At 45.0% G+C, this 24,358-nt stretch carries 31 protein-coding genes, 1 tRNA gene and 1 other RNA gene; 23 read left to right on the top strand and 10 right to left on the bottom strand.

Features of this window, described 5'->3' with window-relative positions:
- Window positions 1-2: 2 nt before the first annotated feature.
- The 3 genes from BKM01_RS00940 to BKM01_RS00930 form a co-directional block, all read right to left on the bottom strand.
- Window positions 3-1,277, bottom strand: coding sequence for a UbiD family decarboxylase (locus BKM01_RS00940; RefSeq protein ID WP_072360691.1), 1,275 nt, complete (start codon window positions 1,275-1,277; stop codon window positions 3-5).
- A gap of 197 nt (window positions 1,278-1,474) precedes the next feature.
- Complete coding sequence (locus tag BKM01_RS00935) at window positions 1,475-1,942, bottom strand: DUF5806 family protein (protein WP_072360693.1); 468 nt, start codon at window positions 1,940-1,942, stop codon at window positions 1,475-1,477.
- Window positions 1,943-2,118: 176 nt separating this feature from the next.
- The gene (locus tag BKM01_RS00930) at window positions 2,119-2,922 is read right to left on the bottom strand and encodes a sugar phosphate isomerase/epimerase family protein (RefSeq protein WP_072360695.1); all 804 of its coding nucleotides are present in this window, start codon (window positions 2,920-2,922) and stop codon (window positions 2,119-2,121) included.
- Window positions 2,923-3,003: 81 nt separating this feature from the next.
- Here BKM01_RS00930 and BKM01_RS00925 point away from each other — a divergent pair, with 81 nt between their 5' ends.
- The 10 genes from BKM01_RS00925 to mtrH all read left to right on the top strand — a co-directional run bounded on the left by BKM01_RS00925 (window position 3,004) and on the right by mtrH (window position 9,523).
- The gene (locus tag BKM01_RS00925) at window positions 3,004-4,044 is read left to right on the top strand and encodes a peptidase U32 family protein (protein WP_072360697.1); all 1,041 of its coding nucleotides are present in this window, start codon (window positions 3,004-3,006) and stop codon (window positions 4,042-4,044) included.
- Window positions 4,041-4,427: a DUF5402 family protein gene (locus tag BKM01_RS00920; protein ID WP_072360699.1), complete on the top strand. Its 387-nt coding sequence runs from the start codon at window positions 4,041-4,043 to the stop codon at window positions 4,425-4,427. The genes BKM01_RS00925 and BKM01_RS00920 overlap by 4 nt, the downstream gene beginning before the upstream one ends.
- A 170-nt stretch (window positions 4,428-4,597) precedes the next feature.
- Window positions 4,598-5,506, top strand: a complete 909-nt coding sequence (gene mtrE / locus BKM01_RS00915) for a tetrahydromethanopterin S-methyltransferase subunit E (protein ID WP_072360701.1) — start codon at window positions 4,598-4,600, stop codon at window positions 5,504-5,506.
- 5 nt (window positions 5,507-5,511) lie between these two features.
- Window positions 5,512-6,222, top strand: coding sequence for a tetrahydromethanopterin S-methyltransferase subunit D (gene mtrD, locus BKM01_RS00910; RefSeq protein ID WP_394328896.1), 711 nt, complete (start codon window positions 5,512-5,514; stop codon window positions 6,220-6,222).
- Between the two features lies 1 nt (window position 6,223).
- Window positions 6,224-7,039: a tetrahydromethanopterin S-methyltransferase subunit MtrC gene (mtrC, locus tag BKM01_RS00905; protein ID WP_072360705.1), complete on the top strand. Its 816-nt coding sequence runs from the start codon at window positions 6,224-6,226 to the stop codon at window positions 7,037-7,039.
- Complete coding sequence (locus BKM01_RS00900; RefSeq protein ID WP_072360708.1) at window positions 7,036-7,359, top strand: tetrahydromethanopterin S-methyltransferase subunit B; 324 nt, start codon at window positions 7,036-7,038, stop codon at window positions 7,357-7,359. The genes mtrC and BKM01_RS00900 overlap by 4 nt, the downstream gene beginning before the upstream one ends.
- 1 nt (window position 7,360) lies before the next feature.
- A complete protein-coding gene (gene mtrA, locus BKM01_RS00895) occupies window positions 7,361-8,083 on the top strand; it encodes a tetrahydromethanopterin S-methyltransferase subunit A (RefSeq protein WP_072360710.1) in 723 nt (240 codons plus the stop codon).
- Between the two features lie 5 nt (window positions 8,084-8,088).
- Window positions 8,089-8,316, top strand: a complete 228-nt coding sequence (locus BKM01_RS00890; RefSeq protein ID WP_072360712.1) for a tetrahydromethanopterin S-methyltransferase subunit F — start codon at window positions 8,089-8,091, stop codon at window positions 8,314-8,316.
- 1 nt (window position 8,317) lies between these two features.
- Window positions 8,318-8,551, top strand: a complete 234-nt coding sequence (mtrG, locus tag BKM01_RS00885) for a tetrahydromethanopterin S-methyltransferase subunit MtrG (protein ID WP_072360714.1) — start codon at window positions 8,318-8,320, stop codon at window positions 8,549-8,551.
- A gap of 15 nt (window positions 8,552-8,566) precedes the next feature.
- Complete coding sequence (gene mtrH / locus BKM01_RS00880) at window positions 8,567-9,523, top strand: tetrahydromethanopterin S-methyltransferase subunit H (RefSeq protein WP_072360717.1); 957 nt, start codon at window positions 8,567-8,569, stop codon at window positions 9,521-9,523.
- A 14-nt stretch (window positions 9,524-9,537) separates the two neighbouring features.
- Here mtrH and BKM01_RS00875 read toward each other — a convergent pair whose 3' ends face one another.
- From BKM01_RS00875 to hdrC, 3 genes are all read right to left on the bottom strand, one after another.
- Window positions 9,538-10,158, bottom strand: coding sequence for an endonuclease III domain-containing protein (locus tag BKM01_RS00875; protein ID WP_072360719.1), 621 nt, complete (start codon window positions 10,156-10,158; stop codon window positions 9,538-9,540).
- A gap of 234 nt (window positions 10,159-10,392) precedes the next feature.
- The gene (gene hdrB, locus BKM01_RS00870; protein WP_072360721.1) at window positions 10,393-11,283 is read right to left on the bottom strand and encodes a CoB--CoM heterodisulfide reductase subunit B; all 891 of its coding nucleotides are present in this window, start codon (window positions 11,281-11,283) and stop codon (window positions 10,393-10,395) included.
- Window positions 11,280-11,765, bottom strand: coding sequence for a CoB--CoM heterodisulfide reductase subunit C (hdrC, locus tag BKM01_RS00865; protein ID WP_084006317.1), 486 nt, complete (start codon window positions 11,763-11,765; stop codon window positions 11,280-11,282). Before hdrC ends, hdrB begins: the two co-directional genes overlap by 4 nt.
- Before the next feature lie 161 nt (window positions 11,766-11,926).
- Between hdrC and glnA the strand changes: the two genes are divergently transcribed.
- The 8 genes from glnA to BKM01_RS00825 all read left to right on the top strand — a co-directional run bounded on the left by glnA (window position 11,927) and on the right by BKM01_RS00825 (window position 20,678).
- The gene (glnA, locus tag BKM01_RS00860) at window positions 11,927-13,273 is read left to right on the top strand and encodes a type I glutamate--ammonia ligase (protein WP_072360724.1); all 1,347 of its coding nucleotides are present in this window, start codon (window positions 11,927-11,929) and stop codon (window positions 13,271-13,273) included.
- Between the two features lie 88 nt (window positions 13,274-13,361).
- Window positions 13,362-14,417 (top strand): class II glutamine amidotransferase, encoded by a 1,056-nt coding sequence (locus tag BKM01_RS00855; protein ID WP_072360726.1) that lies wholly within the window; start codon window positions 13,362-13,364, stop codon window positions 14,415-14,417.
- Window positions 14,414-15,928 (top strand): glutamate synthase-related protein, encoded by a 1,515-nt coding sequence (locus BKM01_RS00850; protein WP_072360728.1) that lies wholly within the window; start codon window positions 14,414-14,416, stop codon window positions 15,926-15,928. Before BKM01_RS00855 ends, BKM01_RS00850 begins: the two co-directional genes overlap by 4 nt.
- A 4-nt stretch (window positions 15,929-15,932) precedes the next feature.
- Window positions 15,933-16,673: a GltB/FmdC/FwdC-like GXGXG domain-containing protein gene (locus BKM01_RS00845; RefSeq protein ID WP_072360730.1), complete on the top strand. Its 741-nt coding sequence runs from the start codon at window positions 15,933-15,935 to the stop codon at window positions 16,671-16,673.
- Window positions 16,674-16,677: 4 nt separating this feature from the next.
- Entirely contained in the window at window positions 16,678-17,679 is a 1,002-nt protein-coding gene (locus tag BKM01_RS00840) for a Coenzyme F420 hydrogenase/dehydrogenase, beta subunit C-terminal domain (RefSeq protein WP_072360836.1), read from the top strand.
- A gap of 126 nt (window positions 17,680-17,805) precedes the next feature.
- Complete coding sequence (gene xseA / locus BKM01_RS00835) at window positions 17,806-19,005, top strand: exodeoxyribonuclease VII large subunit (RefSeq protein ID WP_072360732.1); 1,200 nt, start codon at window positions 17,806-17,808, stop codon at window positions 19,003-19,005.
- Window positions 19,006-19,242 carry an exodeoxyribonuclease VII small subunit gene (locus BKM01_RS00830; protein WP_072360734.1) on the top strand — a complete coding sequence of 79 codons (237 nt, stop codon included), beginning with the start codon at window positions 19,006-19,008 and terminating at the stop codon, window positions 19,240-19,242. It begins immediately after the preceding gene.
- Window positions 19,243-19,313: 71 nt separating this feature from the next.
- Complete coding sequence (locus tag BKM01_RS00825) at window positions 19,314-20,678, top strand: ATPase domain-containing protein (protein ID WP_233125696.1); 1,365 nt, start codon at window positions 19,314-19,316, stop codon at window positions 20,676-20,678.
- A gap of 1 nt (window position 20,679) precedes the next feature.
- Here BKM01_RS00825 and BKM01_RS00820 read toward each other — a convergent pair whose 3' ends face one another.
- Window positions 20,680-20,919 (bottom strand): winged helix-turn-helix domain-containing protein, encoded by a 240-nt coding sequence (locus BKM01_RS00820; RefSeq protein WP_072360737.1) that lies wholly within the window; start codon window positions 20,917-20,919, stop codon window positions 20,680-20,682.
- Window positions 20,920-21,026: 107 nt separating this feature from the next.
- Here BKM01_RS00820 and ffs point away from each other — a divergent pair.
- The 3 genes from ffs to BKM01_RS00805 all read left to right on the top strand — a co-directional run bounded on the left by ffs (window position 21,027) and on the right by BKM01_RS00805 (window position 21,754).
- Window positions 21,027-21,340: signal recognition particle sRNA (ffs, locus tag BKM01_RS00815), an RNA gene on the top strand.
- Window positions 21,341-21,395: 55 nt separating this feature from the next.
- Window positions 21,396-21,480, top strand: a tRNA-Ser gene (locus tag BKM01_RS00810).
- 49 nt (window positions 21,481-21,529) lie between these two features.
- Window positions 21,530-21,754 (top strand): hypothetical protein, encoded by a 225-nt coding sequence (locus tag BKM01_RS00805; protein WP_072360739.1) that lies wholly within the window; start codon window positions 21,530-21,532, stop codon window positions 21,752-21,754.
- Window positions 21,755-21,761: 7 nt separating this feature from the next.
- Here BKM01_RS00805 and BKM01_RS00800 read toward each other — a convergent pair whose 3' ends face one another.
- Together BKM01_RS00800 and BKM01_RS00795 are read right to left on the bottom strand one after the other, a co-directional pair.
- Window positions 21,762-22,073 carry a ribonuclease P protein component 4 gene (locus tag BKM01_RS00800; RefSeq protein ID WP_072360741.1) on the bottom strand — a complete coding sequence of 104 codons (312 nt, stop codon included), beginning with the start codon at window positions 22,071-22,073 and terminating at the stop codon, window positions 21,762-21,764.
- A gap of 18 nt (window positions 22,074-22,091) precedes the next feature.
- Window positions 22,092-22,763, bottom strand: coding sequence for an MBL fold metallo-hydrolase (locus BKM01_RS00795; protein WP_072360743.1), 672 nt, complete (start codon window positions 22,761-22,763; stop codon window positions 22,092-22,094).
- Between the two features lie 309 nt (window positions 22,764-23,072).
- On the opposite strand from BKM01_RS00795, the gene BKM01_RS00790 reads away from it, so the two are divergent.
- A complete protein-coding gene (locus BKM01_RS00790; RefSeq protein ID WP_072360745.1) occupies window positions 23,073-23,474 on the top strand; it encodes a DUF1699 family protein in 402 nt (133 codons plus the stop codon).
- Window positions 23,475-23,544: 70 nt separating this feature from the next.
- Here BKM01_RS00790 and BKM01_RS00785 read toward each other — a convergent pair whose 3' ends face one another.
- Complete coding sequence (locus BKM01_RS00785) at window positions 23,545-23,724, bottom strand: hypothetical protein (protein WP_072360747.1); 180 nt, start codon at window positions 23,722-23,724, stop codon at window positions 23,545-23,547.
- A 104-nt stretch (window positions 23,725-23,828) separates the two neighbouring features.
- On the opposite strand from BKM01_RS00785, the gene BKM01_RS00780 reads away from it, so the two are divergent.
- Complete coding sequence (locus tag BKM01_RS00780) at window positions 23,829-24,335, top strand: hypothetical protein (RefSeq protein WP_072360749.1); 507 nt, start codon at window positions 23,829-23,831, stop codon at window positions 24,333-24,335.
- The last annotated feature ends 23 nt before the right edge of the window (window positions 24,336-24,358 follow it).

The following is a 24,358-nucleotide window of genomic DNA, read 5'->3' as shown; positions in this document are numbered from 1 at the left end:
GATCAGTTAATATTTTTTGGCATTGTTGCTCTTTCAAATTTCTCTTTTTCTGCCAGCACCTTTGTGGCATCAATACCCATTTTAGTAGTTGTACCGTCTAAGGCACCCCGCGGATCAAGAGAGCTTCCCCGGACTCCGGTAATTATCATAACATCTGAATCCGCCTTCACACGTGTTGCCATTGCAAATTCGATATCGTCGCTGTCAAATATATCTATATCCTCATCCACAACAATCACATGTTTGAGACTGGTATGGGCGGCAAACGCTGCCATAATGGCGTTTTTTGCATCTCCCTCTGTCTGCTTTTCAATCTGGACAATGGCATGAAGGTAGCAGCACCCTCCTTCGGTCAGAATTACATTCTTTACTTTTGTAACTTCTCCGACAGCTCCGTAGATACGGGGTTCATAAGGCACACCCATCATCAACAGGTGTTCGGGACCTGCGGGCAATATTCCGTGATATATGGGGTCTTTACGATGCCATATTCTGGTAACCGTTATGACAGGCTCCTGGCGCACAAGATCATAGGTACCCGTAATATCCACAAATGGACCTTCATCTGTCCTTTCTTCGGGATAGATGTAACCTTCCATGACAATTTCAGAATGTGGGGTCTTTACACCATTATCACATTCAAAAAGTTCCACAGAATTACCCATCAGGGAAGCCGCATAATTAAATTCCTTGCCTTCCCCAACCCTTGTGGTGGATGCAAAAGCAACTGCAGGATGCGGGCCCAGTACTATGGAAACAGGCAATGGGTCACCATTGTTTTCCGCCTCCTTTTGCAGAAGATATGTATGTCTTGGAGGCACAAGGCGTGCAGCCAGTTTATTTTTCCCCACAACCATCAGGCGATGGATCGAGGCATTTGCCACACCATCGTATTCGGAAACAACTATTCCTGCCGTAATATAGGGACCACCGTCTTTCTCAAAATGAGTCATTATAGGAAGAGAATAGAGGTCCACTTCCTCTACACAAACTTCTTTTGTGGGAGATGAATCCACAATCTTTATTTCACCATCCGGCTGTATCCCGGAAAGACTCTGGATAATGTCCTTTCTATTGACATTAAGCATTGCTCCCAGCTCATCCCTGCTTCCCAATACGTTCATGATAGCCCGGTGGCCGTTAATATTTTCGAAAAGCACAGGTCCGGAGGTATTTTTTGCAATCATCGGTGCCTCGTACTCGGCATTTACCTTTTCTTTGATTACGGTAAGCCTTCCGGAAGTACGGATCCTGTCAATAAAATCTCTGAGGGTCATTGGTTATACTATAAAAAGGGATGATAAATACATATTGCCATTAAAAGTTGTAAGCTCCCATCAGATAATTGTGGGAAACAGGATAATGGAAAGGAGGTTGACAGGAGCCCACAGATATTCGGCAATTGAGAGAATGATACGACATTATAAATACCATATATTTTGCATCACGTGTGTAATCCAGATAGCTAACAATATCAGTACTCAAATCCATCTGCTTCATTGATATTTTTGAGGACTTGTGCAATCAATAGCTGCACTTCCTCTGAATGAGATTCGGATAATTCCCCACCTTCAATCTTGAGCAGTTCTCCTATATCCCCTATCATGCTATGTATCATGGTTAGCATTTCTTCCTGGTTAATCAGGCCTGCATAATATGCATAAAAAAAAGTTGTGCCACTACGTCTGATTTTTTTCTTGAAGGCTGAATGGGCATTGGATACTTCCTGCCTGGAATACGGACTCTCTGCAAATGGCACAATATCCGGCAGGTTTTCACCTATCCAGGTCATTTCCGAATGGTCGGATACATTTTTGAAATCTGCACAGAGGCGAGCAATCATCCATTCACGCGCTGTCAAATGAGTTGTAGATTTAAGGTACCTGTTGACTTCAGAGTATGTCTTGTTTTCCATTTTCTTGAATTTCTCATACCTATTCATGATGATACCTTCTGTGTATTGCAACCACCGTGATACTTAGTGATCTAATGTTTTAATAGTTTTTTCATAAGAAAATGGAGCAGAGGAAAAAGCCCCCCAGCTCTGCGCACAAGAATCCACACATGAAATTAAAAAATTAGAGGAAACGCTTACATGGAAGCCTGCATGCCATAAACTCAAGGGAATATTTCATCCAGTTTATTCCTTCCCGCAATGACATCATCCAGAGAAAAGACTTCAAGATTGAATATTCCACCAAATCCTGACAATTCTTCAAGTACGGTATAATCGATACAACCCGAACCAGGGCCAAGGTGTGCATCTCCGAAATAATCACCCTTGCACTTTCCGTAATTATCATGCACGTGTACATGGACAACATGTTCTGCAAAGAGTCGTGCAAAATGCCTGAGCAGACCACAGTCTCCCCTGCAGGTCAGGTTGGCATGACCAACATCAAAAGTGATACCAAGTGAAGGAGAATCAACTTCAAGCACTGCCCTTACAACTTCCTCTGCACCGCAGCAGAGATTATCAGGAGCTGTATTTTCCTTGTTTTCAAGTCCCAGTACCACACCCCTATCCGAAGCAAAGGCTGCCAGTTCTTTCAGGTTTGCAATCATTTTATTGAAAGATTTTTCATAATCTGCTCCGTAGGTTCCCGGATGGATGACAACAGCATGAGAACCAATCTCTGCGGCAAGATCAATGGATTCTTCCATGAGCCTGAAATCATGTTTATCCATAGCTGCCGTATCAACCACAAGATCAGAGGGATAGGTTGGCACATCGGCAAAATAAGGAGCATGGATCGATGTCTCCAGATCACAGGTGGACAATTCATCAAGGATAGAAGAGAGCCGCTCTCTGTCCAGCGTTTTCCCATTATATACATCAAGTTTGGGAATATAGAGTTCAACAGAATCAACATACTCATCGAGTTTTGGCAGCGGGGCTGCAAAGGAAGATGCACCAATCATATAGAATACTGTTCTGCAAGCAATAAATAATCCTTTTGGTAAGGCAAAGATAGCAAAATACTTATTGTAAATATCGGATAAATGCCAGCGATGAAACTCTACGTGCCGCATGTAGGCCACATGGAAGGTTTGCAGGAATTGCTTGCAGATCCATCCAAAATACATTCTGTCTACATGGCGGGCTCACCTGATTATATTGGTACCGGCAGGACAAACCTGAGTGCACCCACTCTGGAATCCATAGCAGAACAAACCGAATACGCCCATGAGAAGGGTGTTAAGATCGACATGGTGCTCAACAGTTCCTGCATGGGAGGCCAGCAGCTTACACCTGAAGGATACAGGGCTATAGGATGGTATCTGGACAGGCTCAATGATATAGGGATAGATTCCCTTACTGTAGCAGATCCCTATCTCATAGAAATGATTGCCCATGAATATGATATGGAAACAGTTGTATCAGTACTTTCTTTTGTAGACTCTCCACAAAAGGCTGAATTCTATGAAGGACTGGGGGCGGACACCATTGTTGTTGATCCCGTGGTGAACAGGGATTTTGAAAAACTTGAAGCCATAAGAGATGTTACTTCAGGCAACCTTAAACTGCTGGTAAACGAAGCGTGTCTTTACCAGTGCCCGTTCAGGTATGCCCATTTCAACTTTTTCTCACACGCCAACGGACCGGGCCCAAAACCCAATGTAATAGACGATTACTATTACTACAAATGTCTCTCGCTGCGCATTCGCAATCCAGAACAGATCATCAAATCTCCCTGGATACGTCCTGAGGACTTGGGTGAATACAAGCACATCACGGACATGTTCAAGATTGGCGGAAGGACTCATTTTGTAGAATGGATACTCAACAATGTCAATGCCTACTACAACGAATCCTATGATGGAAACCTTCTGGATCTGCTTGACAGCATAAAAGATCTGAAAGATACATTCTACGTTGCCAACAGGGACCTTGAAGGTGCCATTGAGCAATGGAAAAAATGTGACAAGAATTGCCATAAATGCGGGTACTGCAAACGCCTGGCAGAAGATATTATTGAAATTCAGACTGAAGATGGAAATAAGAAACTATCTTCCATTCGAAATCCAGAGGACATATCATGACAATTACTGATTCCCTATTGAAAGTGCGCACTGAACTTGAGGACAATCTGAGAAACCTGCTTGGAATTCCTGTTTATCTGATTGAGTTGGACGCTTTCGCATTGCCCTGTGGCTGCAGCGGTGCTACTATAAATATCAGGGGTTTTACGGTAGATGACATCGAAGTATTCGAAGAACATATCCTTAAGTTTCTGGAAGAGGCTACCCTGAAACTTGAGATACAACCTTCTTTCCTTTTTGCCAGGTTGATACCCGGCACAGCAGAAGTAGCTTCACTCAATGCAAGAATGCTCTGTGACCGCTGCTACAGAGATTTTGCAAGAGGCGAGGGGAAACAGCCCCGTCCTGACATATATATTCTCAAACTCGAAAAGAACAAATAAATCGATTCCGGGAGACAAATCCGAAAGGTTTATGAATTATATTAAATAATCCAAACCCACCTTAGATGAGTCTATGTTATAATTCATAACATACGGAACAAACTCCAAAGAGTTGTTCTACAACAATACATGGATTTATTATAATTAATTAAAAAAGGAGGATAAAAGATATGGAACCACTCATAGGAATGGGTGTGTTGGCACTGATGGGTGCAGCGGCAACTATCGCCGGTGCATCGGAAGATCTGGAATCTGATGTAGGATCCCAGAGTAACCCGAACTCCCAGGTACAGCTGGCACCCCAGATGATGTATCCACACAGGATTTTTAACAAAGCCATTTCAGGTGAACCACCCTCCAATGCCTTACTGGCAGCGGTTGGAGGTGCATCTGCATCGGTGCTTATGAGCGCCTACAGTATGTCAGTGGTCTTTGCCATCGCAGTTGGAGCCCTCATTGCAGCCGGTATACACGGCACATACTGCACAACTGCATATTTGGGAAGGAGCGCAAGCCAGAAAAGATTCAGACAGCCCATATATCTAGATATGGTCCGTTCACACGTACCTGTTATGATGGGATTTGCCTATATTACCACATTTTGTATCCTTGTTGTGTCATATCTCATGACATCTGCTCTCGGACATCCTTTCCCGCTTACCCTGCTTGCATTCATATGGGGTATCACAGTGGGAGCGATCGGATCTTCCACAGGGGATGTGCACTATGGTGCAGAGCGTGAATTCCAGAATGTGGAGTTTGGATCCGGGCTTAACGCTGCAAACTCCGGTAACATTGTAAGGAAAGCAGAATGCGGACTGAGAAACGGTATCGATAACTCCTGGTTCTGTGCCAAATTCGGTGGCCCTGTAACAGGCCTGGCTTTTGGTATGGTGGTATTCCTCAGTGGCTGGATTACTGCAATATTTGACCCTTCAATGGGTGCCAATATCGGCTGGCTGTCAATAATTGCCGGACTGGTAATCATACTTATCCTGATAATAGGAAACCGCAGACTGGAAGTATTCGCACGTAACCAGTACGGTCCATACAAAGAAGATGAAGAGGTGACTGTATGATAGATATTGCAGGAGTACTGGCAGCCAATTTCCTATACGTGATCCTCATCACACTTGGAGGAGTCCTCGTATCAGGAAGTGTACACTTCGTACCTGTGGGTGGTGCACCCGCAGCTATGGCACAGGCTACAGGAATTGGAACAGGTACAGTACAGCTCGCTGCCGGTGCAGGTCTTACAGGACTTGTGACAGCAGGCGCAATGCTTAACCTGACAGACAGTATGGCCCTGATCCTTGCAGCCGGTATGGTCGGTGCAATGATTATGATTGGAGTAACTATGATGGTCGGAAACCTTGTATATGTCTACGGTATAGGTGTCCCCCCTGCTTCAGCAAAGGTCGACTATGACCCAATCACAAAGGACAGACAGGATATTTATGTATCACAGGGTACCGAAGGACACGGCCTTCCAACTGTATCATTTGTAAGTGGTATCATTGGAGGAGGCCTGGGTGGTATCGGTGGTGCACTTGTTTATTATTCCCTGATGAGTATTGCAAACGGCATGGCTTCAGCAGACTTTGTGGGACTTGCAGCTATTTTCGCTGTGGGAATTTTCTTCGTAAACGCTGTAATACCATCCTATAATATAGGAGGTACTATCGAAGGATTCCATGATCCTAAGTTTAAGAAGTGGCCAAAAGCAGTAGTAACATCTTTGATTGTCACATTTATGTGTGCAATTGTAAGTGTAATTACAATAGGAGGTCTGTAAAATGTCTGCAGGAGGAAGTGGCGGAGGTGCCTCAGAGGCAATTCCCCAGAATAAACTTATCGCTTTCGGAGCAGCAGGCGGACTTATCGCAATTTACCTGAGCTATTTCATGGTACAGTTTGCAGGACCGGCCTTCTCATTCATAGGCGCCCTCGGTGCAATTTGTGCCATCGTATGGGGCTCAGCTGCAGTACGCAGAGTTGCCAGTTATGGACTTGGTACAGGTGTACCTTCCATCGGTATGCTTGCTCTGGGTATGGGAGTCGTGGCAACAATGTTTGGCCTAGCAATCGGAGGTATTGCCGGACCCATAGTTGCATTCGTAACCGCAATGGTTATCGGCCTTGTTATCGGCGCCCTTGCTAACAGGGTTATCGGAATGGGCATTCCAATAATGGAACAGTCCACTACAGAGATCGCAGGTGCAGGCACCTTGGCTATTGTAGGACTCAGTACTGCCATGACAGGCACTTTCATGTTTGATGTGGTCCTGACAGAGATAGTCGCTACAGGTTACATTGCATTGATTTTCATCGTTGCAGGTATTGCAATCCTTCATCCTTTCAATGCAAACCTGGGACCCGATGAAAAACAGGACAGGACCCTTTCCACTGCATTCGAGAAAGGTGCTATTGCAATGATAATGGCCGGTATCGTCTCGGCAGTTTCAGCCGGTGCATCCGCTGCCCCCACAATCGTTATCGGACTGGCCATATGGTATGTTTCATTCAGCCAGTACAATAAGTATGTTGTCAGGGACGCATATGATGTGGTTGGAACAGGTCTCCTGCCAAAGGAAGAGGAGGAATCGGAATGAGCATGGTACATGTTGCACCTGAAGTACATTTAGTACTGGATCCAATGTCATCCCTGCTTGCAGCAGAACGGGATGATGTGATTCAATATTCCATGGATCCAATAGTTGAAAGAATAGATGATCTTGACAAGATTGCAGATGACCTTGTGAATTCCCTCGCCCCGGACAGGCCACTTCTAAGTTCCTTCCCGGGAAGAGAAAATACATCATACAGTGCCGGTATCTATAGCAACCTGTTCTATGGTGTCATTGTAGGACTGGTATTCTCAGGAATTCTGGCAATTGTGATCTACATGCTTAGCATGAGCGGAGGATTGTAAAATGGCAGAAAAGAGAGAACCAGCACCCGGATGGCCAATCCTCAAAGGAGAATACGATGTAGGAGATCCGGAAAACTGTGTTGCAGTAATTACCCTGGGTTCACACCTGGATGGAGGACCCTTGCTGGATGCAGGAGCTTCAATTGCAGGCCCCTGTAAAACAGAGAATCTTGGTCTGGAAAAAGTTGTATCCCACATTATTGCAAACCCCAATATCAGGTACCTGGTCGTAACCGGATCTGAAGTAAAGGGACACATAACAGGTGAAGCATTCATAATGCTGCACAAAAATGGTGTCAGTGATAACAGGATCGTGGGAGCTACAGGTGCTATACCCTATGTAGAGAACCTGACCGAAGAAGCTGTACAGAGGTATCAGGAACAGATCGAATGTATCGATCTTATTGGTACTGAAGACATGGGAGATATCACCGGTAAGATAAAGGAACTTGCAGCCAAGGACCCAGATGCTTTTGATGCAGATCCCCTTGTGATAGAAGTCGGCGGTGAAGCAGAAGAGGAAGAAGAAGTCGGTGGCCTTAAACCAATGGCATCCGAGATCTCTGTAATTCGTGGCAGGATCCTTGATATCGAAAGGGAGATGGCCAGGATCGGAGAGTTCAATAAATTCCATGCCGGTGTCCACGCAGGCAAGATTGAAGGAATAATGATAGGACTTACCATTACATTGTCCCTGCTTGGCCTGATATTATTCGGGAGGTGAATGATATGGCGGAAGAAGAATATGGAAAAGGCGTGCCAATGGTCATTGAACCAAAGATGGCCGCCATTGATCGAGTGGTCGAAGATATCCGTTACAGGGCCCAGCTGATTTCCAGGAGCCAAAAACTTGATTCCGGTGTATCAGCCGCAGGAATAGTAGGCTTCACAATCGGATTTCTTTTTGCACTGATAATGGTTATCATACTACCACTATTGGTATGGCAGGTGATTTAAGATGGCTGATGAACAAGCGAGTAACAATATTCCAGCCGTAGTGGTGGACTCGGAAGATTTTGATGAGATACTCAAGAAACTCAATGATATAGACGAGAAAATCGAGTTTGCCAACAGTGAAATCACACAGAAGATAGGCAAGAAAGTAGGAAGGGATATAGGAATACTCTATGGAGCAGTTGCAGGCATATTGATGTTCTTGCTCTATATCTCGATATCACCGATACTTTTCTAAAATAGAGGTAATAATATGTTCAAATTTGATAAGAAACAGGAAGTATTCGAGGTCGGAAATGTCAAGTTCGGCGGACAGCCCGGCCAATACCCAACCATCCTGGTCGGGTCAATGTTCTACAATAGGCACAACATTGTCACTGACGAAGATACAGGAGAATTCGACAGACCAGCAGCAGAAAAACTCTGGGACAACATGCTCGAGATGGCAGAAACTACAGGAAACCCCTGTGTCAACCAGATTGTGGGTGAAACCCCGGAAGCCATCAAAAAGTACATAGACTGGTTTGTTGAGTACGATGAAAAGACTCCGTTCCTGATAGATTCTTCAGCAGGGGACGTCCGTGCTGCAGCAGCTGATTATGTTACAGAGATCGGTGTTGCTGACAGGGCAATCTACAACTCCATCAACGCCAGTATCCACGAAGAAGAGATAGAAGCGGTCAAGAGAAGTGACATTGAAGCATCCATCGTACTTGCATTCAATGCAGTTGACCCAACCCTTAAAGGTAAGATCGAAGTACTTGAAAAGGGTGCATCCGGTCAGACACAGGGTATGCTTGATATCGCCAAAGACTGTGGAATCACAAAACCTCTTGTCGATGTTGCAGCAACTCCCCTTGGTGCCGGTGCCGGTTCATCCATCCGTGCAGTAATTGCTGTAAAGGGCCACTTTGGCCTGCCTGTAGGCGGTGGTTACCACAACATGGCCTCAGCATGGGACTGGATGAAAACATACAAGAAACAGTTCGAGACCAAAGAACAGCGTAAGGCAATCTACATGCCCTCCGATATTGGTACAAATCTCGTGCCACAAATTCTCGGGTCCAACTTCCAGCTTTTCGGTCCAATCGAGAACACAAACACCGTGTTCCCGGCAACCGCAATGACCGATATCATCCTTGCAGAAAATGCCAAGGAACTCGGTCTTGAGATCGAAGACGAAAACCACCCAATCAACAAACTGGTCTGATTTTACGACCAGTTTTACTTTTTCTTTCCTTTTTTAGCACACAAATCTTCTATTGCACAATTTTCGCAGTTAGGGGATAGCGGTTTGCACACCGTTTTACCAAACTGGACAAATAGTTCGTTAACTTCTCTCCAGTAAGACACAGGAACCTGTTTTTGTAACTCTATCTCTGTCTGTTCAGGGGTCGCAGTTTCCACAAGACCCAACCTATTTGATATCCTGTGTACATGAGTATCCACTGCAATTGCTTTTTCCAAAAAAGCATAGGATAGTACACAATTTGCAGTCTTTCTTCCGACCCCGGGCAGTTTGAGTAACTCATCCATAGAAGCAGGGACCTGAGAATCATATTCATCTATAAGTATCTGAGAAATCTCTTTTATCCTGCCGGCTTTCACCCTGTAAAAACCCACATCCCCGATAAGGGCTTCAATACATTCCACATCTGCTTCCACCATCTGGACTGGAGTGGAATAGTGCTCAAAAAGTCTCCTGGAAGCAACTTCTGTAACTTCATCCCTGGTGCGCTGGGAAAGAACGGTTGATATCAATATATAAAAAGAGTCCCTTTCAGTGGAAAAGTATTCATGGGGATAAAGGGGTTTCAACCTGTCGAATATTTCTTCTGTGCCCATGGATAATCCAATGTTATGCAAAATAATAAGGTTTACCTGATGGAAATGACAGCTATGAAAAATTCAAATAATGGCCTCCAGCTGAAAATTTACTCCGGCATCTTTATCCTTGTCAAGGAAAAAGGCAGGTACAACTGAAAAAGATTATAATTCCCTCCGGTATTCGGATGTGCCTGCAGAGGACGATGTGGAAGTGACCTATACATCCCTCTACAATTACTGAGTGCACTGCGCTCAGTCTTTTTTATTACCAAGTAAATTACAGAAATCCGAACAATCCATTTCATTGAGATTTATGCCGACATCCTCTGCAGAATAGCCCAGCGAGAGGGCCAGCAACTGGGAATAGTGAATTACGGGAATGCCGAATTCCCTGCCTTTGCCTGCGAGGGATACCTGTCCCGCATCAAACTGCATGTGACAGAAAGGACACGCTTCCACTATGCAATCTACGCCTGCCTCTTCAATCTTACCCAGTTTGTGTTCGGTGATTGCAAGGGCCGTTTCACCCAGGGCTGACCTGACACCTCCACCGGCACCGCAGCATTCCATCTTATCGGGATAATCCACACTTGTACAGCCCAGCGCTTCCACCAGTTCATCAAAAACAGAAGGGCGCTCAACACTGGCAGTAGCTCTGCTTGATGAAGGTTTGAGCATATGACAGCCGTAATGGACGGCCACTTTCAGATCTAGGGGCCTGACTATTTTTTCTTTTATTTTTTGCACACCGATTTCAGAATACAGGAATTCGATGATATGGCGTACATCAATGGTACCGTCAAAATGATGACCTATTTGTGACAGGTGGCTGTTGGTCTGCTCTTTCAGAGCAGGGTTGTTTTTCAGTTTGAGATTGGCATCTGCCAGGGACCCATAACAACCGTTACAGATTGTCAGGACATCCCTCTCATCCTTTTCCGACAAGGTGATGTTCCTGGAAGCCAGGGCCAGCCAAGTGGGCTCATCGAACGAGCGGAATACACCGGGTGCCGGGCAGCAGGATGCACCTTCCAGCTCTTTCCAGTCGATACCCAGGGTTTCAAGGCAAATACCTGTGGCTTTTTCGATTCCAGGATAGCGGTTGGGCACAAGACAGCCCAGGAACAGGGATATTCTCATCATTCTTTCCTCCCTGTAATTTCCCCGAAGCCACAACTTGCAAGCAGGCACTTTACATCTTCCAGATCATCGGCATGGCTGTGGACCGTTGAAGGCAGGGAGTTCAGGCCCAATTGTATGCGTTTTTCTTTGCGAGTGTCATCAATAGGGACAGCGTGGCCATGTTCCTGAAGCAGATTGGCCACATGCCTGTGTCGCTCCAGAATCAGCCCCTCATGGGCAGCAATACTTCGCACAGCAAGTATGGCATCCACAATTGCAATACCCCTGGGACATCTCTCCTGACAGTTGTAGCACGTCGTGCACATCCAGAGAGATTCATCGCAGATGGCTTCATGATCCCTTCCGATCTTACGTACAAGTCGCCTGACATTCAGACTGGCCTGCCTGCCAGAGGGACAACTCCCACTGCATACGCCACACTGCATACATTTCAGGACATTGAAATCCTCTATAACCTCCTCAATTGAAGGAGCCAGTGTCATTATTATATTCACCTACCTGAAAGTAGATTTTCATTTGTTATAAAGATGAGGCATTTCCTGTAATTTCGGTTTGATTTTTTACAATAAAATGTCATTACCAAATGTTTTATATAATATTAACAAGGTAAGTGGTTACTGCCTTCCTGTGAAAGGTGAGAGAAATGAAAAATAAGCCAGAGATACAGACCAAAGAAGACGTACTTGAAGCGGTCGTCGAAAATGATGTGAAGTTTATACGTACCCAGTTCACCGACACAATGGGAATTATCAAGAGCTGGGCAATTCCTTCTGAGGACCTCGATGAGGTATTCGATGAAGGAGTGATGTTCGATGGATCTTCAATCGAAGGATTCACCCGCATTGAGGAATCGGACATGATGTTAATGCCCGACCCTTCAACATTCCGTATCCTGCCCTGGAGACCAACCGAAGGAGCTGTTGCGCGTATAATAGGTGATGTAAAGTTGCCGGATGGCAAACCCTTCGAAGGAGATCCACGTTACATTCTCAAAAAGACCCTAAAGGAAGCCCAGGACATGGGATATTCCATGAACGTGGGACCGGAACTTGAATTCTTCCTGTTCAAACAGGATAGTGAAGGCAATCCCACAACCGAACTTACCGATAAAGGCGGTTACTTCGACTTTGCACCCCTGGACATGGCCCAGGATGTGCGCAGGGAAATTGACTATGCCCTGGAACACATGGGATTCAAACTCGAGGCATCACACCACGAAGTTGCCCCCTCACAGCACGAGATCGATTTCAGGTTCTCGGATGCCCTTACTACAGCTGATAATGTAATCACATTCAGGTATGTGGTCAAATCCATAGCAAACCACCACGGTTACTATGCAACCTTCATGCCGAAACCACTCTACGGTGTAAACGGCTCAGGAATGCATGCCAATCAATCCCTGATGTCACAGGATGGCGAAAACGTATTCTTTGATCCGAATACTCCAAACCAGCTATCCGACATAGCCAGGTATTACACTGGCGGACTGCTGGAACATATCAAGGAATTTGCGGCAATAACCAACCCAACTGTCAACTCTTACAAAAGACTCGTACCAGGATATGAAGCGCCCATCTACATAACCTGGTCGGACAGTAACCGCAGTTCCCTGATACGCATCCCTTCAACCAGGGGCAAGGGTACAAGGGTAGAGCTCAGATGTCCTGATCCGGCATGTAATCCATATCTTGCCTTTGCAACCATGCTTTCTGCAGGCCTGGATGGGATCAAGAACAAAACCGATCCCGGAGAAGCAGTAACCCACAATATCTTCAACCTTTCCGGACAGGAGAGGGAAGATATGGGAATCAATTCTCTGCCAGGAAGCCTCAAGGAAGCGATAGACGAGATGGCAGGCAGTGAATTTGTTAAAAAGACCGTGGGTGACCACCTTTTCAACAACTATCTCTGTGCCAAGAATAAGGAATGGGATGATTATAAGGCGCGGGTACACCAGTGGGAACTGGATACCTACCTTAGCGTCCTTTAAGCAGGGATTTCACAAGAAGTCCCGCCCAAATTTTTTTAGATACATACACTTTATACACACTTTTACATATCATAACAAGGTGATGCCGATGTGCGGGATAATAGGAGTTATTGACAGACAAAAACAAAAAATGAATGGTTCGGGAATCAAAGAAGCCCTCAGCCTTATGAATGAGCGTGGCAGTGGTGAAGGCGCAGGTTATGCTGCATATGGCATATACCCCGATTTTGAAGACTGTTATGCCCTGCACATATTCTTTGATAATCTTGTAGAACCAAAATCAAAAGTTGATGATATCATCCAGAAGTGGGGACGCGTCGTCCATCAGGAAGAAATTCCTACAAAGGAACAACCCAACCTGAAAAGGAGTCATGTTCCCTGGAGATACTTCTTCAAACCCTATACTGATCTTATGACCGGAAGTCTAACACCGGATGAAGATATCGTCAAATATCTGGTCATGGAAATTAATTCATCCACAATCGAGGGAGCCCTGGTTTTTTCCTCCGGGAAAAATATGGGAGTATTCAAGGCCGCCGGGTGGCCTGAAGATGTGGCAAATTTTTACAAAATTGATGAATATGAAGGCTATATCTGGCTGGCACATAACCGTTATCCTACTAACACCCCGGGATGGTGGGGAGGAGCACATCCCTTTAACCTGCTTAACTGGTCGGTGGTGCACAACGGGGAAATCACTTCCTACGGGACCAACCAGAGATATGTGGAAAGTAATGGTTACCAGTGTACAATGTTTACCGATACCGAGGTTGTTGCATACCTGTTCGACCTGCTCGGCAGACATCACGAATTGCCATCAGAGATCATTGTAAAAGCAATGGCTCCACCCTTCTGGGATGAGATCGATGAAATGAATGATAAAGAGCGTGAACTCAACAAAGCAATTCGCCTGACCTATGGCCCGGCTCTCATGAATGGCCCCTTCGCAATAGTTGTGGCCACCCATAATGGCATAGTAGGGTTCACTGACAGGATAAAACTCAGGCCACTGGTAGTGGGAGAACACGGTTCAAGATTATACATATCCAGCGAGGAAGCTGCAATCCGGACCATGGACCCCCAGGTGGAGGATATCCACATGCCGGGTGCTGGTGAACCGGTGATCGGGAGGGTTGTAACATGAGCCTGGGCAGCGTACCCCTGAAATACCGTATACAGATCGACAGGCAGCAATGTATGCAATGTATGAGATGTGTGGATAATTGTTCCTATGGTGTATTCCGGGAAGAGGATGACGGAAATATCCTGATCGATTCACGCAAGTGTACAGCGTGCCACCGTTGCATTTCAATGTGTCCGCGTGATGCCATCAATCTCAGTGAACGACCTGTTGATTACCGCAGCCATCCCCTGTGGACTCCGGAAGCCCGGGAAGATGTCATAAACCAGTCACGAAGTGGCAGGATTGTCCTGGCGGGAATGGGAAATGCCAAGGATTATCCTATAATCTATGACAGGTTGGTGCTGGATGCATGCCAGGTAACCAATCCGAGTATAGACCCCCTGCGTGAGCCTATGGAATTACGTACCTACCTGGGGCAAAAACCTTCAAAACTTGATATAAGAAAGCAGGAAAACGGGGAAATTGAACTCAATACAAAACTATCCCCAAACCTTGAATTGCAGACACCGATAATGATCGGACATATGAGTTATGGGGCTATCAGCCTCAATGCCCAGTTAAGTCTTGCAAAGGCAGCAGCCAAAACCGGCACATATATGGGAACCGGGGAAGGCGGCCTGCATAAGGACATTTATCCATATCAGGATAATATGATAGTACAGGTGGCCTCCGGAAGGTTCGGTGTGGATATTAATTACCTTGATAGGGGAGCCGCCATCGAGATCAAGATTGGCCAGGGAGCAAAACCCGGTATCGGTGGACACCTGCCCGGTGAGAAGGTGTGCACGGATGTTTCATGCACACGAATGATACCTGCAGGCAGCGATGCGATAAGCCCCGCCCCCCACCATGACATCTACAGCATAGAGGACCTGGCACAGCTGGTAAGAGGCCTCAAGGAAGCAACCGAATGGAAAAAACCGGTTTTCGTGAAGATCGCAGCTGTGCATAATGTCGCAGCTGTGGCGGCTGGTATTGCAAGATCTTCTGCAGATGCAGTGGTCATAGACGGTTTCCGTGGAGGCACCGGGGCATCTCCGAAAGTCTTCAGGGACAATGTAGGCATACCTATCGAGGCAGCGATTGCCAGTGTCGATCAGAAACTAAACGATCAGGGCATCCGTAACAAGGTATCGGTTATTGCCAGTGGAGGAATTCGCAACAGTGCAGATATTGCCAAATCCATAGCCCTTGGTGCAGACGCAGTTTATATCGGAACCGCAGCCCTGATTTCAATGGGATGCCGGGTTTGTGGGAACTGTTACCGCGGTTTGTGTCCCTGGGGAATTGCCACCCAGAGGGAAGATCTTGTCAGCCGGCTCGATCCGGAAGTTGAGTCCGAACATGTTGCAAATCTAATCAACTCCTGGACCCTGGAGCTCAGTGAACTCATGGGTGCAGCCGGAATAAACAGTATAGAAAGCCTGAGAGGTAATCGTAGCAGGCTGCGGGGATATATGCTGGATGAAGGTACCCTGGATGTGTTGCAGGTAAAGCCTGTGGGGGCCTGATCAAATGGAACCAGTACGCATAGATGCAAGAGGACTCCATTACACACCCCTGAATCAGCAGATACGCAGAGCTGTTTCAGAGGGTGCTACTGAGATTATCGTGGATAATGTACTTGGCCAGCGATTCATAGCAGACGGGCTGAAGGGGGAAGTTACCATCCGGATCAACGGCGTTCCGGGTGGCGACCTTGGAATGTTTATGAACGGCCCCACCTGTATCGTAAAAGGCAACTGCGACCATGCACCCGGCAATACAATGGATAACGGAAAGATCGTTATTCATGGCAGTGCAGGAGATGCCGTGGCCCACAGCATGAGAGGCGGCAAAGTTTTCGTGAGAGATGATATAGGCTACAGAGGAGGCATCCATATGAAGGAATATGGAGCAGACCATAAACCCATCCTGGTTGTTGGAGACAATGCCTGCTCATTCCTGGGAGAATACATGGCAGGGGGAGTTATAATCGTCCTGAGCAAGAGTGGCAATACTTTTGGAGGCAGAGGTGTTGGCAGTGGAATTCACGGTGGCCAGATCATCCTTCGAGGCAAATTAAAAGAAAGACAGCTTGGCGTGGGTGCCAAAATCACGGAATTCACAGAAGAGGACCTGGAAAAGATAAGTCCTTATATTGAAGAGTTTTGCGAATATTTCGAAATTGACCCGGAAAAATACTTGGATACAAAATACACTAAAATCGTCGCGTCAAGCAGCAGGCCTTTTGCAGGCAAATATGTCTGGGAGTGATATAATGACAAATTACCTCGATCTTAAGGAAAAAGTATGGGATACAAACCGTTGCAGCGGATGCGGAGGTTGTGTGGCTGTATGTCCTGCAGATGCTCTGTATTTCAAGAAGGGAGAAGAATCCATAAAACCTTCCAGCAATGGCTACTGCAAGGATGCCAATGATGGTGTTCCCTGCGGTGCATGTTATGACATATGCCCCCGCATAGAAGGAGAAATGCCCGAAAGTAGCAGTTGCAGGGAAGAATACATGGCTGCAAAGGCAGGTTTCGAAATTTCGGGAAAGCAAAGTGGAGGAGCGGTTTCTGCGATTCTGTATGACAGTCTGGAGAGAGGTATTGTTGATGCTGTTGTAACTGTAACAGAAGACCCCTGGACCCTGAAACCAAAATCCACAGTCATTACGTCCGGCGAGGCATTGATAAGCAGTGCAGGAAGCCGCTATAACTGGTGGGTTCCCCTGCTTGCAGCCCTCAAGGAAGCCGTAATCGGGAAGAAGTGCAAGAACATAGCAATCGTTGCCCTTCCCTGTGCGGCCCGGGCAGTGGAGAAGTTGCGTAAAAGTGACAATGAATTGCTTGGACCCTTTGCAAAATCGATAAAATATGTGATAGGCCTGTTCTGTACAGAAAGTTTCGATTATGAAAAACTCATGGAAGGCAAACTCAAATCAGAACTGCAGATCAACCCAATGGACATCGAACGCATGGATGTACGGGGAAAACTTGTTGTCACACTCAAGAATGAGGATATCAGCATTCCCCTGGAAGATATCGAAGATACTATTCGTCCAGGTTGTCACATATGTAAGGATTTCGATGCCCTGTATGCTGATATATCAGCAGGTTCTGTAGGAAGCCCGGCAGGGTATACAACATTGATTGTGCGCAGCGATACGGGTAAACTGGCAGTTGACAGAGCTATTGAAAGTGGCAGGCTCGTTGCAACAGATGAAGCCGACCCTGCAGTTGTCACAAAATACAGGGATAAAAAACACCAAAAATGAATTAAAAAGCAGCTAATCACTGCTTTATTTTACTCTTTTATGGATATTGTAGATATCCAAATACTTTCATCCTGCCTGCACCAATTTATAATAGCATGATTTGCATATACCATCGGGGAGGATACGATGGGCATATATACTGTAACCGGGCTGAACGACTATATCAAAAACGTGTTAACTTCTGAAAAGGCCCTGCAGCATATCTGGGTGGAAGGGGAGATTTCCAACCTCACAAAACACCGATCAGGGCATTACTATTTTTCAATAAAGGACGAATCAAGCCAGGTAAGCTGTGTTAGTTTTCGCTCCACAAACCGCAAATTAAAATTTGAGCCTGAAAAGGACATGAAAGTGCTGGTTTTTGGATCGGTAAATGTTTACACCGTCCGTGGACAGTACCAGCTACAGGCGCTGGACATCCGCCCGGATGGTGTGGGCGAATTGTATAAAGCATTCGAACAACTCAAAATAAGACTTGAAGAAGAGGGTTTGTTTGCTCCCGAACATAAAAAGCCCCTCCCCACTTATCCCCGCAAGATAGGAGTAGCCACATCGGCCACGGGTGCAGCTATACACGACATACTGAATGTACTACAGAGACGTTATCCTGTAGATATCCTGCTCTGTCCGACAACTGTCCAGGGAGAGGCATCCGCAGATAGCATTATAAGATCCCTGGAATTGCTCAATCGCACAGATGCAGACCTCATTATTGCCGGCAGGGGAGGGGGTTCCCTTGAAGACCTGTGGCCATTCAATGAGGAAAAGGTCGCACGTGCTATCTACAATTCCAGACTACCGGTTATAGCGGCGGTGGGGCATGAAACTGATTTCACAATATCGGATTTTACAGCAGATGTGCGTGCACCTACCCCCTCAGCAGCCGCAGAAATTGCAGTGCCCGACAGGACAGAAATGGCAAAGTATGTCGATGGCCTCAGGCAGAGAATGGAGTCTGCACTCAAAAACCGTATTCTGAACCAGAAAAAACATCTTGAATACCTTTCTGGCCGAATTAGTCCCGATAGATACAGGGAACTGCTCAACCAGCGCACCCAACATCTGGATGAAGTGACATATCGCCTGACATCCAGAACGGAATATATAATGCAAACTAAAGTTGCAGAACTCGGAGCCCTTGCAGGACGATTGAATGCCGTAAGTCCCCTTAATACTCTTGACCGTGGTTACTGTGTGGCACAGTCCGATGAGGGAGGGACCATAACCGGTATTATTGATATTGAGAAGGGGCAGAGTTTACAATTGAAATTCAGGGATGGGTGTTGCAGAGTGGAGCATAAAGAAAATTTGGATGAGGGATGCTAAATGTCATCAAACACTGAAAACAGGAACTTTGAGGATAGCCTGCTCGAACTCGAGGATATTGTGGAAAAACTTGAAAACGGACAGATATCCCTCCAGGAAAGCATGGAAATGTTCGAGAGAGGAATAAAACTTGCAGGCGTCTGCAATAGCATTTTGCAAGAATCTGAACAACGCATAGAGCAACTCATAGAAAGAAACGAAGAAATTGAGACCTGTGATTTAGAACATCAAAGCTGAAACAAACATGTTTAACTTCTATGCATAACGAAATCAAGAAAGTATAAGTAATTCTTAATTCATAAGAACTTATGATGAGTGAATTGAGGGAAATCCCCTGTCATATTGATGGCATGGACGAAATAGTGGGTGGTTTCAAGTCCCCTTCGATCATTCTTATTGCGGGGACAGCTGGTGTAGGTAAGACAACTATGGCACTGCAGATGCTGTCAAATGCAGCAAAAGCTGGCGAAAAAACCCTGTATATACCAATTACCACGGAAAATTCCGATCGGCTGAAGATGTACCTCTCCACTTTTGAATTTCTGGATGAATCTGTGGAAGTACATGAGATTAACAGGCCGATTGCAGAAAAGGATCCACTAAGTACCCTTATCGAGATGGACAATACGATATCATCCATAAAACCAGACAGACTTGTAATAGACCCTATCACACCCATAGGATTTGGATTTGTGGAACAGGAGAGAAGGCGTTTCTTCTACACCCTGGACTCAATGGTGCGTGAATCCAACTCCCTGGTGTTTTTGACAGGCGAGTTAATGAAAGATGAAATTCACAATTATGTGGTCAGCCACCTTGCAGATGGAATAATTTATCTGTCCAGAACCAACCAGGGCATGCAGACCTCCAACCAGATGGAAATCATCAAGATGACGGGAGTCAAGCCCCCCTACAGTAATGAATGCATGACCCAGAAATTCAATTATCAGGTGAGCACACACGGATTCAGGGCATACCCGAATCTGAAATATGAGGAGCAGGCCCCTGAAGATAAAAAAGTCGACACTGGCATCGATGAAGTTGACAAGATGTTAAATGGAGGCGTCCCGGCTGGAAGTTCTATTCTTGTAGGAGGAGAACCAGGCACCGGGAAAACCATAATGGGATGGCAATTTATTCAACAGGGGCTCGAAAACGGGGAAAATTGTGCTATCATCACCTTTTATGAAAGTGTAGACCAGATAATAAAAGCCACAGGTGATCTTGGCTGGGACCTGCAACCCTATATTGACGAGGGAAAACTTAGTATAATCACTTATGATACCGAAAACGTCTGTTATGCAGAATATTCCAACCGTATAAGTAATATTGTTGAGGAAAAAAAACCTGCCAGACTGCTAATAGATGGCCTTGTGAACGTGGAAATCACAATAATAGATCCAGTTAAGAGAAGAGGATTTTTGCATTCCCTTGTAGGTTACCTGAAAAGCCATAATGTTACGACACTTTTTACCACGGAACTTTTCGGCGGGGCTGAAAAAATAAGGAGCAAGGAATCATCTTTCATAATGGATAATGTAATCCTGCTTAAACAGACAGATACTGAAAAAGGAATGAAAAGGCAGTTCCAGATAATCAAGTCAAGGGGAACCGCCAGTGAACCCCTTATAAAAGAATATGAAATAAAAGAAGGCGGAATTGAGATAATATAAATCAGAGATTTTGCACTTTCCTCTCAATTGTTGTACCAAGTTCTGTAAGACTGCACTTGCCTTCTTTTTCCACTACAAGTTCCTTTTCCATCAGCTCTTCCACCAGTCTATTAACAGAAGGCTGTGCAAGATGCATATTCTTTGCAATACGGGATGTCTCGAGTTCACCTTTGGAAGCCAGCATTTCAAGAAGTTTTTGTCGATTCGTATTCCCTGTTACAAAACCCATTATTTCCTCCATAAAATCACCATTTAATATTAAGTTTACAGCTATAATTAACTTTCTTCAATATTGAAGAACGCATCTGCAGGGGAATAATTTTATAAGTATCAAACCACATTTAGGGGTGGCAGGCTAGTCTGGGTAGGTCGGCGTCACCTGTAACCCGAAATCGCCGATATGCGGGAGACGAAGCTGAAGGAAGTCATCAGGATTATTTTCAAGCCTGTGACCTCAACTAAGAAACTCCGTCCTGTTTGGATGATGTTGCTAGAGAGGTTGGTTGGAGAATCGGCCCTCTATCTTTACCGCGGAAACCGGTCGAGGCCCGGAAGGGAGCAGACTTACCGTGAACATACATCGCTCTCAGGGTTGCGGGGTGGAGGCGAGGTCACAGTCCCCTGGAAAATGAGAATGATGGCAACCGGATGCATGCCTGCCACTTTATACAAGGAAAATCTTATATACATGACTGGCTTATGGAGTGCATTACCCGGGACGAGATAGCCAAGCCCGGTATGGCGCAGGATTGCTAATCCTGTGGTGCTCGCCACCTCGGGGGTTCGAATCCCCCTCTCGTCGTTAATTATTTTTTCAAGCATTTTTTTAATGAAAAATAGAAAGTTAATACATGTCAGATAAAATGAAAAAACTCCCGGTTATCCAGAGACCTGAGCCTAAAGAAGAAACTCCTTCATGTGGTGGTTGTAATTCAAAGGGAAATTGCAATCACTGGGGGATTCGGCCAGGTTCTGAAAAAGAGGAAGTATATCGTAATGTATTAATATATCTTACAATGGGAATTGTCATCATAATTACAGCCCTACTTATAAAGGCCTTAATTTCATCATTTTAAAAAAGAATTATTTGTAAGGAATGTGCATTTTCCTGCCACATGACATACAGGTTATACACACTGTTCCTTTTTTCAACCGTACCCTGGAACTGCTACCCGGTACAAGATAAGAATTACAACTACGACACACCCTTCTGCGAAGGGAGGCAGGCAAACGGATCCTGTAGCGCATACCAATCCTGCGTGCAAGTGTAACATACCTGTCACTTCTGTGAGGGTGTACACTGTATGATGCTTCTGCAAGTTTGAAGAGGCGTTCAATTCTCTGTTTTGCCACGTCCTTCATGAGATTTTTCTGCTTTTTTCGGGATTTAGACACACAAACTACCTCAAATATTCAGGAATCCCTATTGTTTTCAAGAATAATTACCTTTGCTTCACTTCTTTTTTCTACAAGTTTTCTAAAGAGATCCACGTCTGCGTCCGTCCCCTCCACACTTCCATAATGCATTGGTATGACATAAGATGGCCTTATACATGAAACTGCTTCTGCAGCTTGCTTTTCATCCATAGTATAATTTCCCCCAATAGGAAGCAGGACGATATCAGCTTCAATGGAAGCCATTTCATCGATCAAATCTGTATCCCCGGCATGATATATCCGCAAACCTTCCAGCTCAACCACATAACCCACACCTTCACCGGGCGGATGGAAGGATTTGCCTATATTATAAGCTGCAACTATTTCTATATTCAATCCCTTTATTGCAAGTTCATCCCTGAGGACATCCCCGGCTTCAATTCTTCTTGCATCTCCCCTAAACTGCAGACTGCAATTTGTAGGGATCAGGGTAGTAGCCGTACTTTTCCTGACCTTCTGAATATCCTGCGGGGAACAGTGGTCGAAATGCTCATGAGTGATAAGCAGTACATCGGCCTGGTCTTCATAGCCAATGTAGCCGCCAATATCATAAGGGTCAATATATACCACCAGGTTGTTGCCCCGCAACCTGAATCCGGCATGCCCCAGCCAGTCAATGTGCACTTTTCCTATATCTATAGCTTTCAATCTTTAACCTCCTGTGGATATTTAGTGCAGCAAGTTGATTAACATTTCTTTTTATCAAAGCTAATACAAGAAAACATCCTTTGTATCCTATAATTCAACTTTTTCCATTCACATTTAATCAGAGATTAAATGGGAGTTTCATTTAAAAATGAAACATCAGGAAATATTAATACAAATCGCCTTGAATTTAAATTAAATCCGACCTAACAAAATTTATATAGAATAACTAATGTATATACAATTAGAGGTCAGTTTTGAAAGGATTTTATACCTCCCGAAAAATTGACATCAAAGAAGAAGGGACCAAAAATGAAAATAAGAGTAGTTAGTTCTAAAGAAGAAATCGAGACCCTGGATGAAAATGAGGAGATAATTCACCTCGCATTCAGGCCATCCAATACGGATATTTTTTCCCTTGTGATGAAATGTCCCAATGTAAAAGCCCTGCACATTCCCAGCTCCTATAAAAGAACAATATCCAGCTCTGCAAGAATGTATCTTGAAATGCAGGGTATTGACTTACTTGAAGGCGATGTATGGGGACACAGGAAAGATATAAACGAGTATTCTGAAGTATCCAGAAGTGTGTATGACCGTATTGAAGAATACAGGAAAGAAGGGCTTGCCGAAGAAGAAATTACCGACAAGATGGTGAAAGAAACCCGCTTAAGCCCGGATTTCATAACTTTCCTGATGAAACAGAATTCCTGATTCTACAAAAAGAAGTAAGGATCCCTTCAAGGGATCTTCAGCTTTCTCTTTTTAACCTGTCTTATACTAATTATCCCAGTGAAGGGAGTTTAAGCCCTACCACTGAGACTACAAGTACAAAAATCATCAGTGACACCACATAGCCGTATCCCTCGTTTGCCATTCCCAGGGAATGCACAAGAATAAGCATAACGGCGAAAAGGGTTACTGAACCCACAGCCAGCAGAATTTCAATGCTCTTTTTACTCATGAAAACTTACATGTTCAACTTCATACATGAAATTAACGCAAATAAAGACAAGCTATAAAAATAATACCGATGGAATGTATCAGAAAAGGTGGTAAAGAGCTGTTATGACAGAATTCGAAAGGAAACTTGTGCAGTCTTTCAATGATTATTTTGAGAATTGCAATATAAAAGCGATAGCCCACCGCATTAAACAACATCGTTTCACACCCCAGTTTTTGGATGTGATGGTAGATTCTTTGAACCCGGACTTTTATTTAGGGATAGAGTGCAAGAGTATTTCAACTGAAAAGGGGGCCAATGCACTTTATTTCAGCCAGCATTTCACCATAGACAAAAATGGGGCACATCAGGTAATACGCATATCGGAATACCTGAGAAGGTCCGGGAGGGCAGGTTTTCTGGTTGTTGAATTACGACAGGGATCCGGGAAATCCCGACAAGCCTATATAATCCCCTGGAAAGACATCGAGGAAAAATACGAATCAGGAGAACTGAAATACACAATTGATGAAATTAAACTTTATTCAAAGCTTGAAAGAAAGGGTGACGCATATCATATCGAACCTGAAAAATGGGTCAAGCAAAATAAATGGATGCACACGGGGGAATGACATATAGAAAAAGTACTCAGATC

The sequence above is a fragment of the Methanohalophilus portucalensis genome (assembly GCF_002761295.1).
Taxonomy (GTDB): domain Archaea; phylum Halobacteriota; class Methanosarcinia; order Methanosarcinales; family Methanosarcinaceae; genus Methanohalophilus; species Methanohalophilus portucalensis.
Note: the sequence above shows the minus strand (reverse complement) of the source record. Positions and strands in the feature narration are given on the sequence as shown.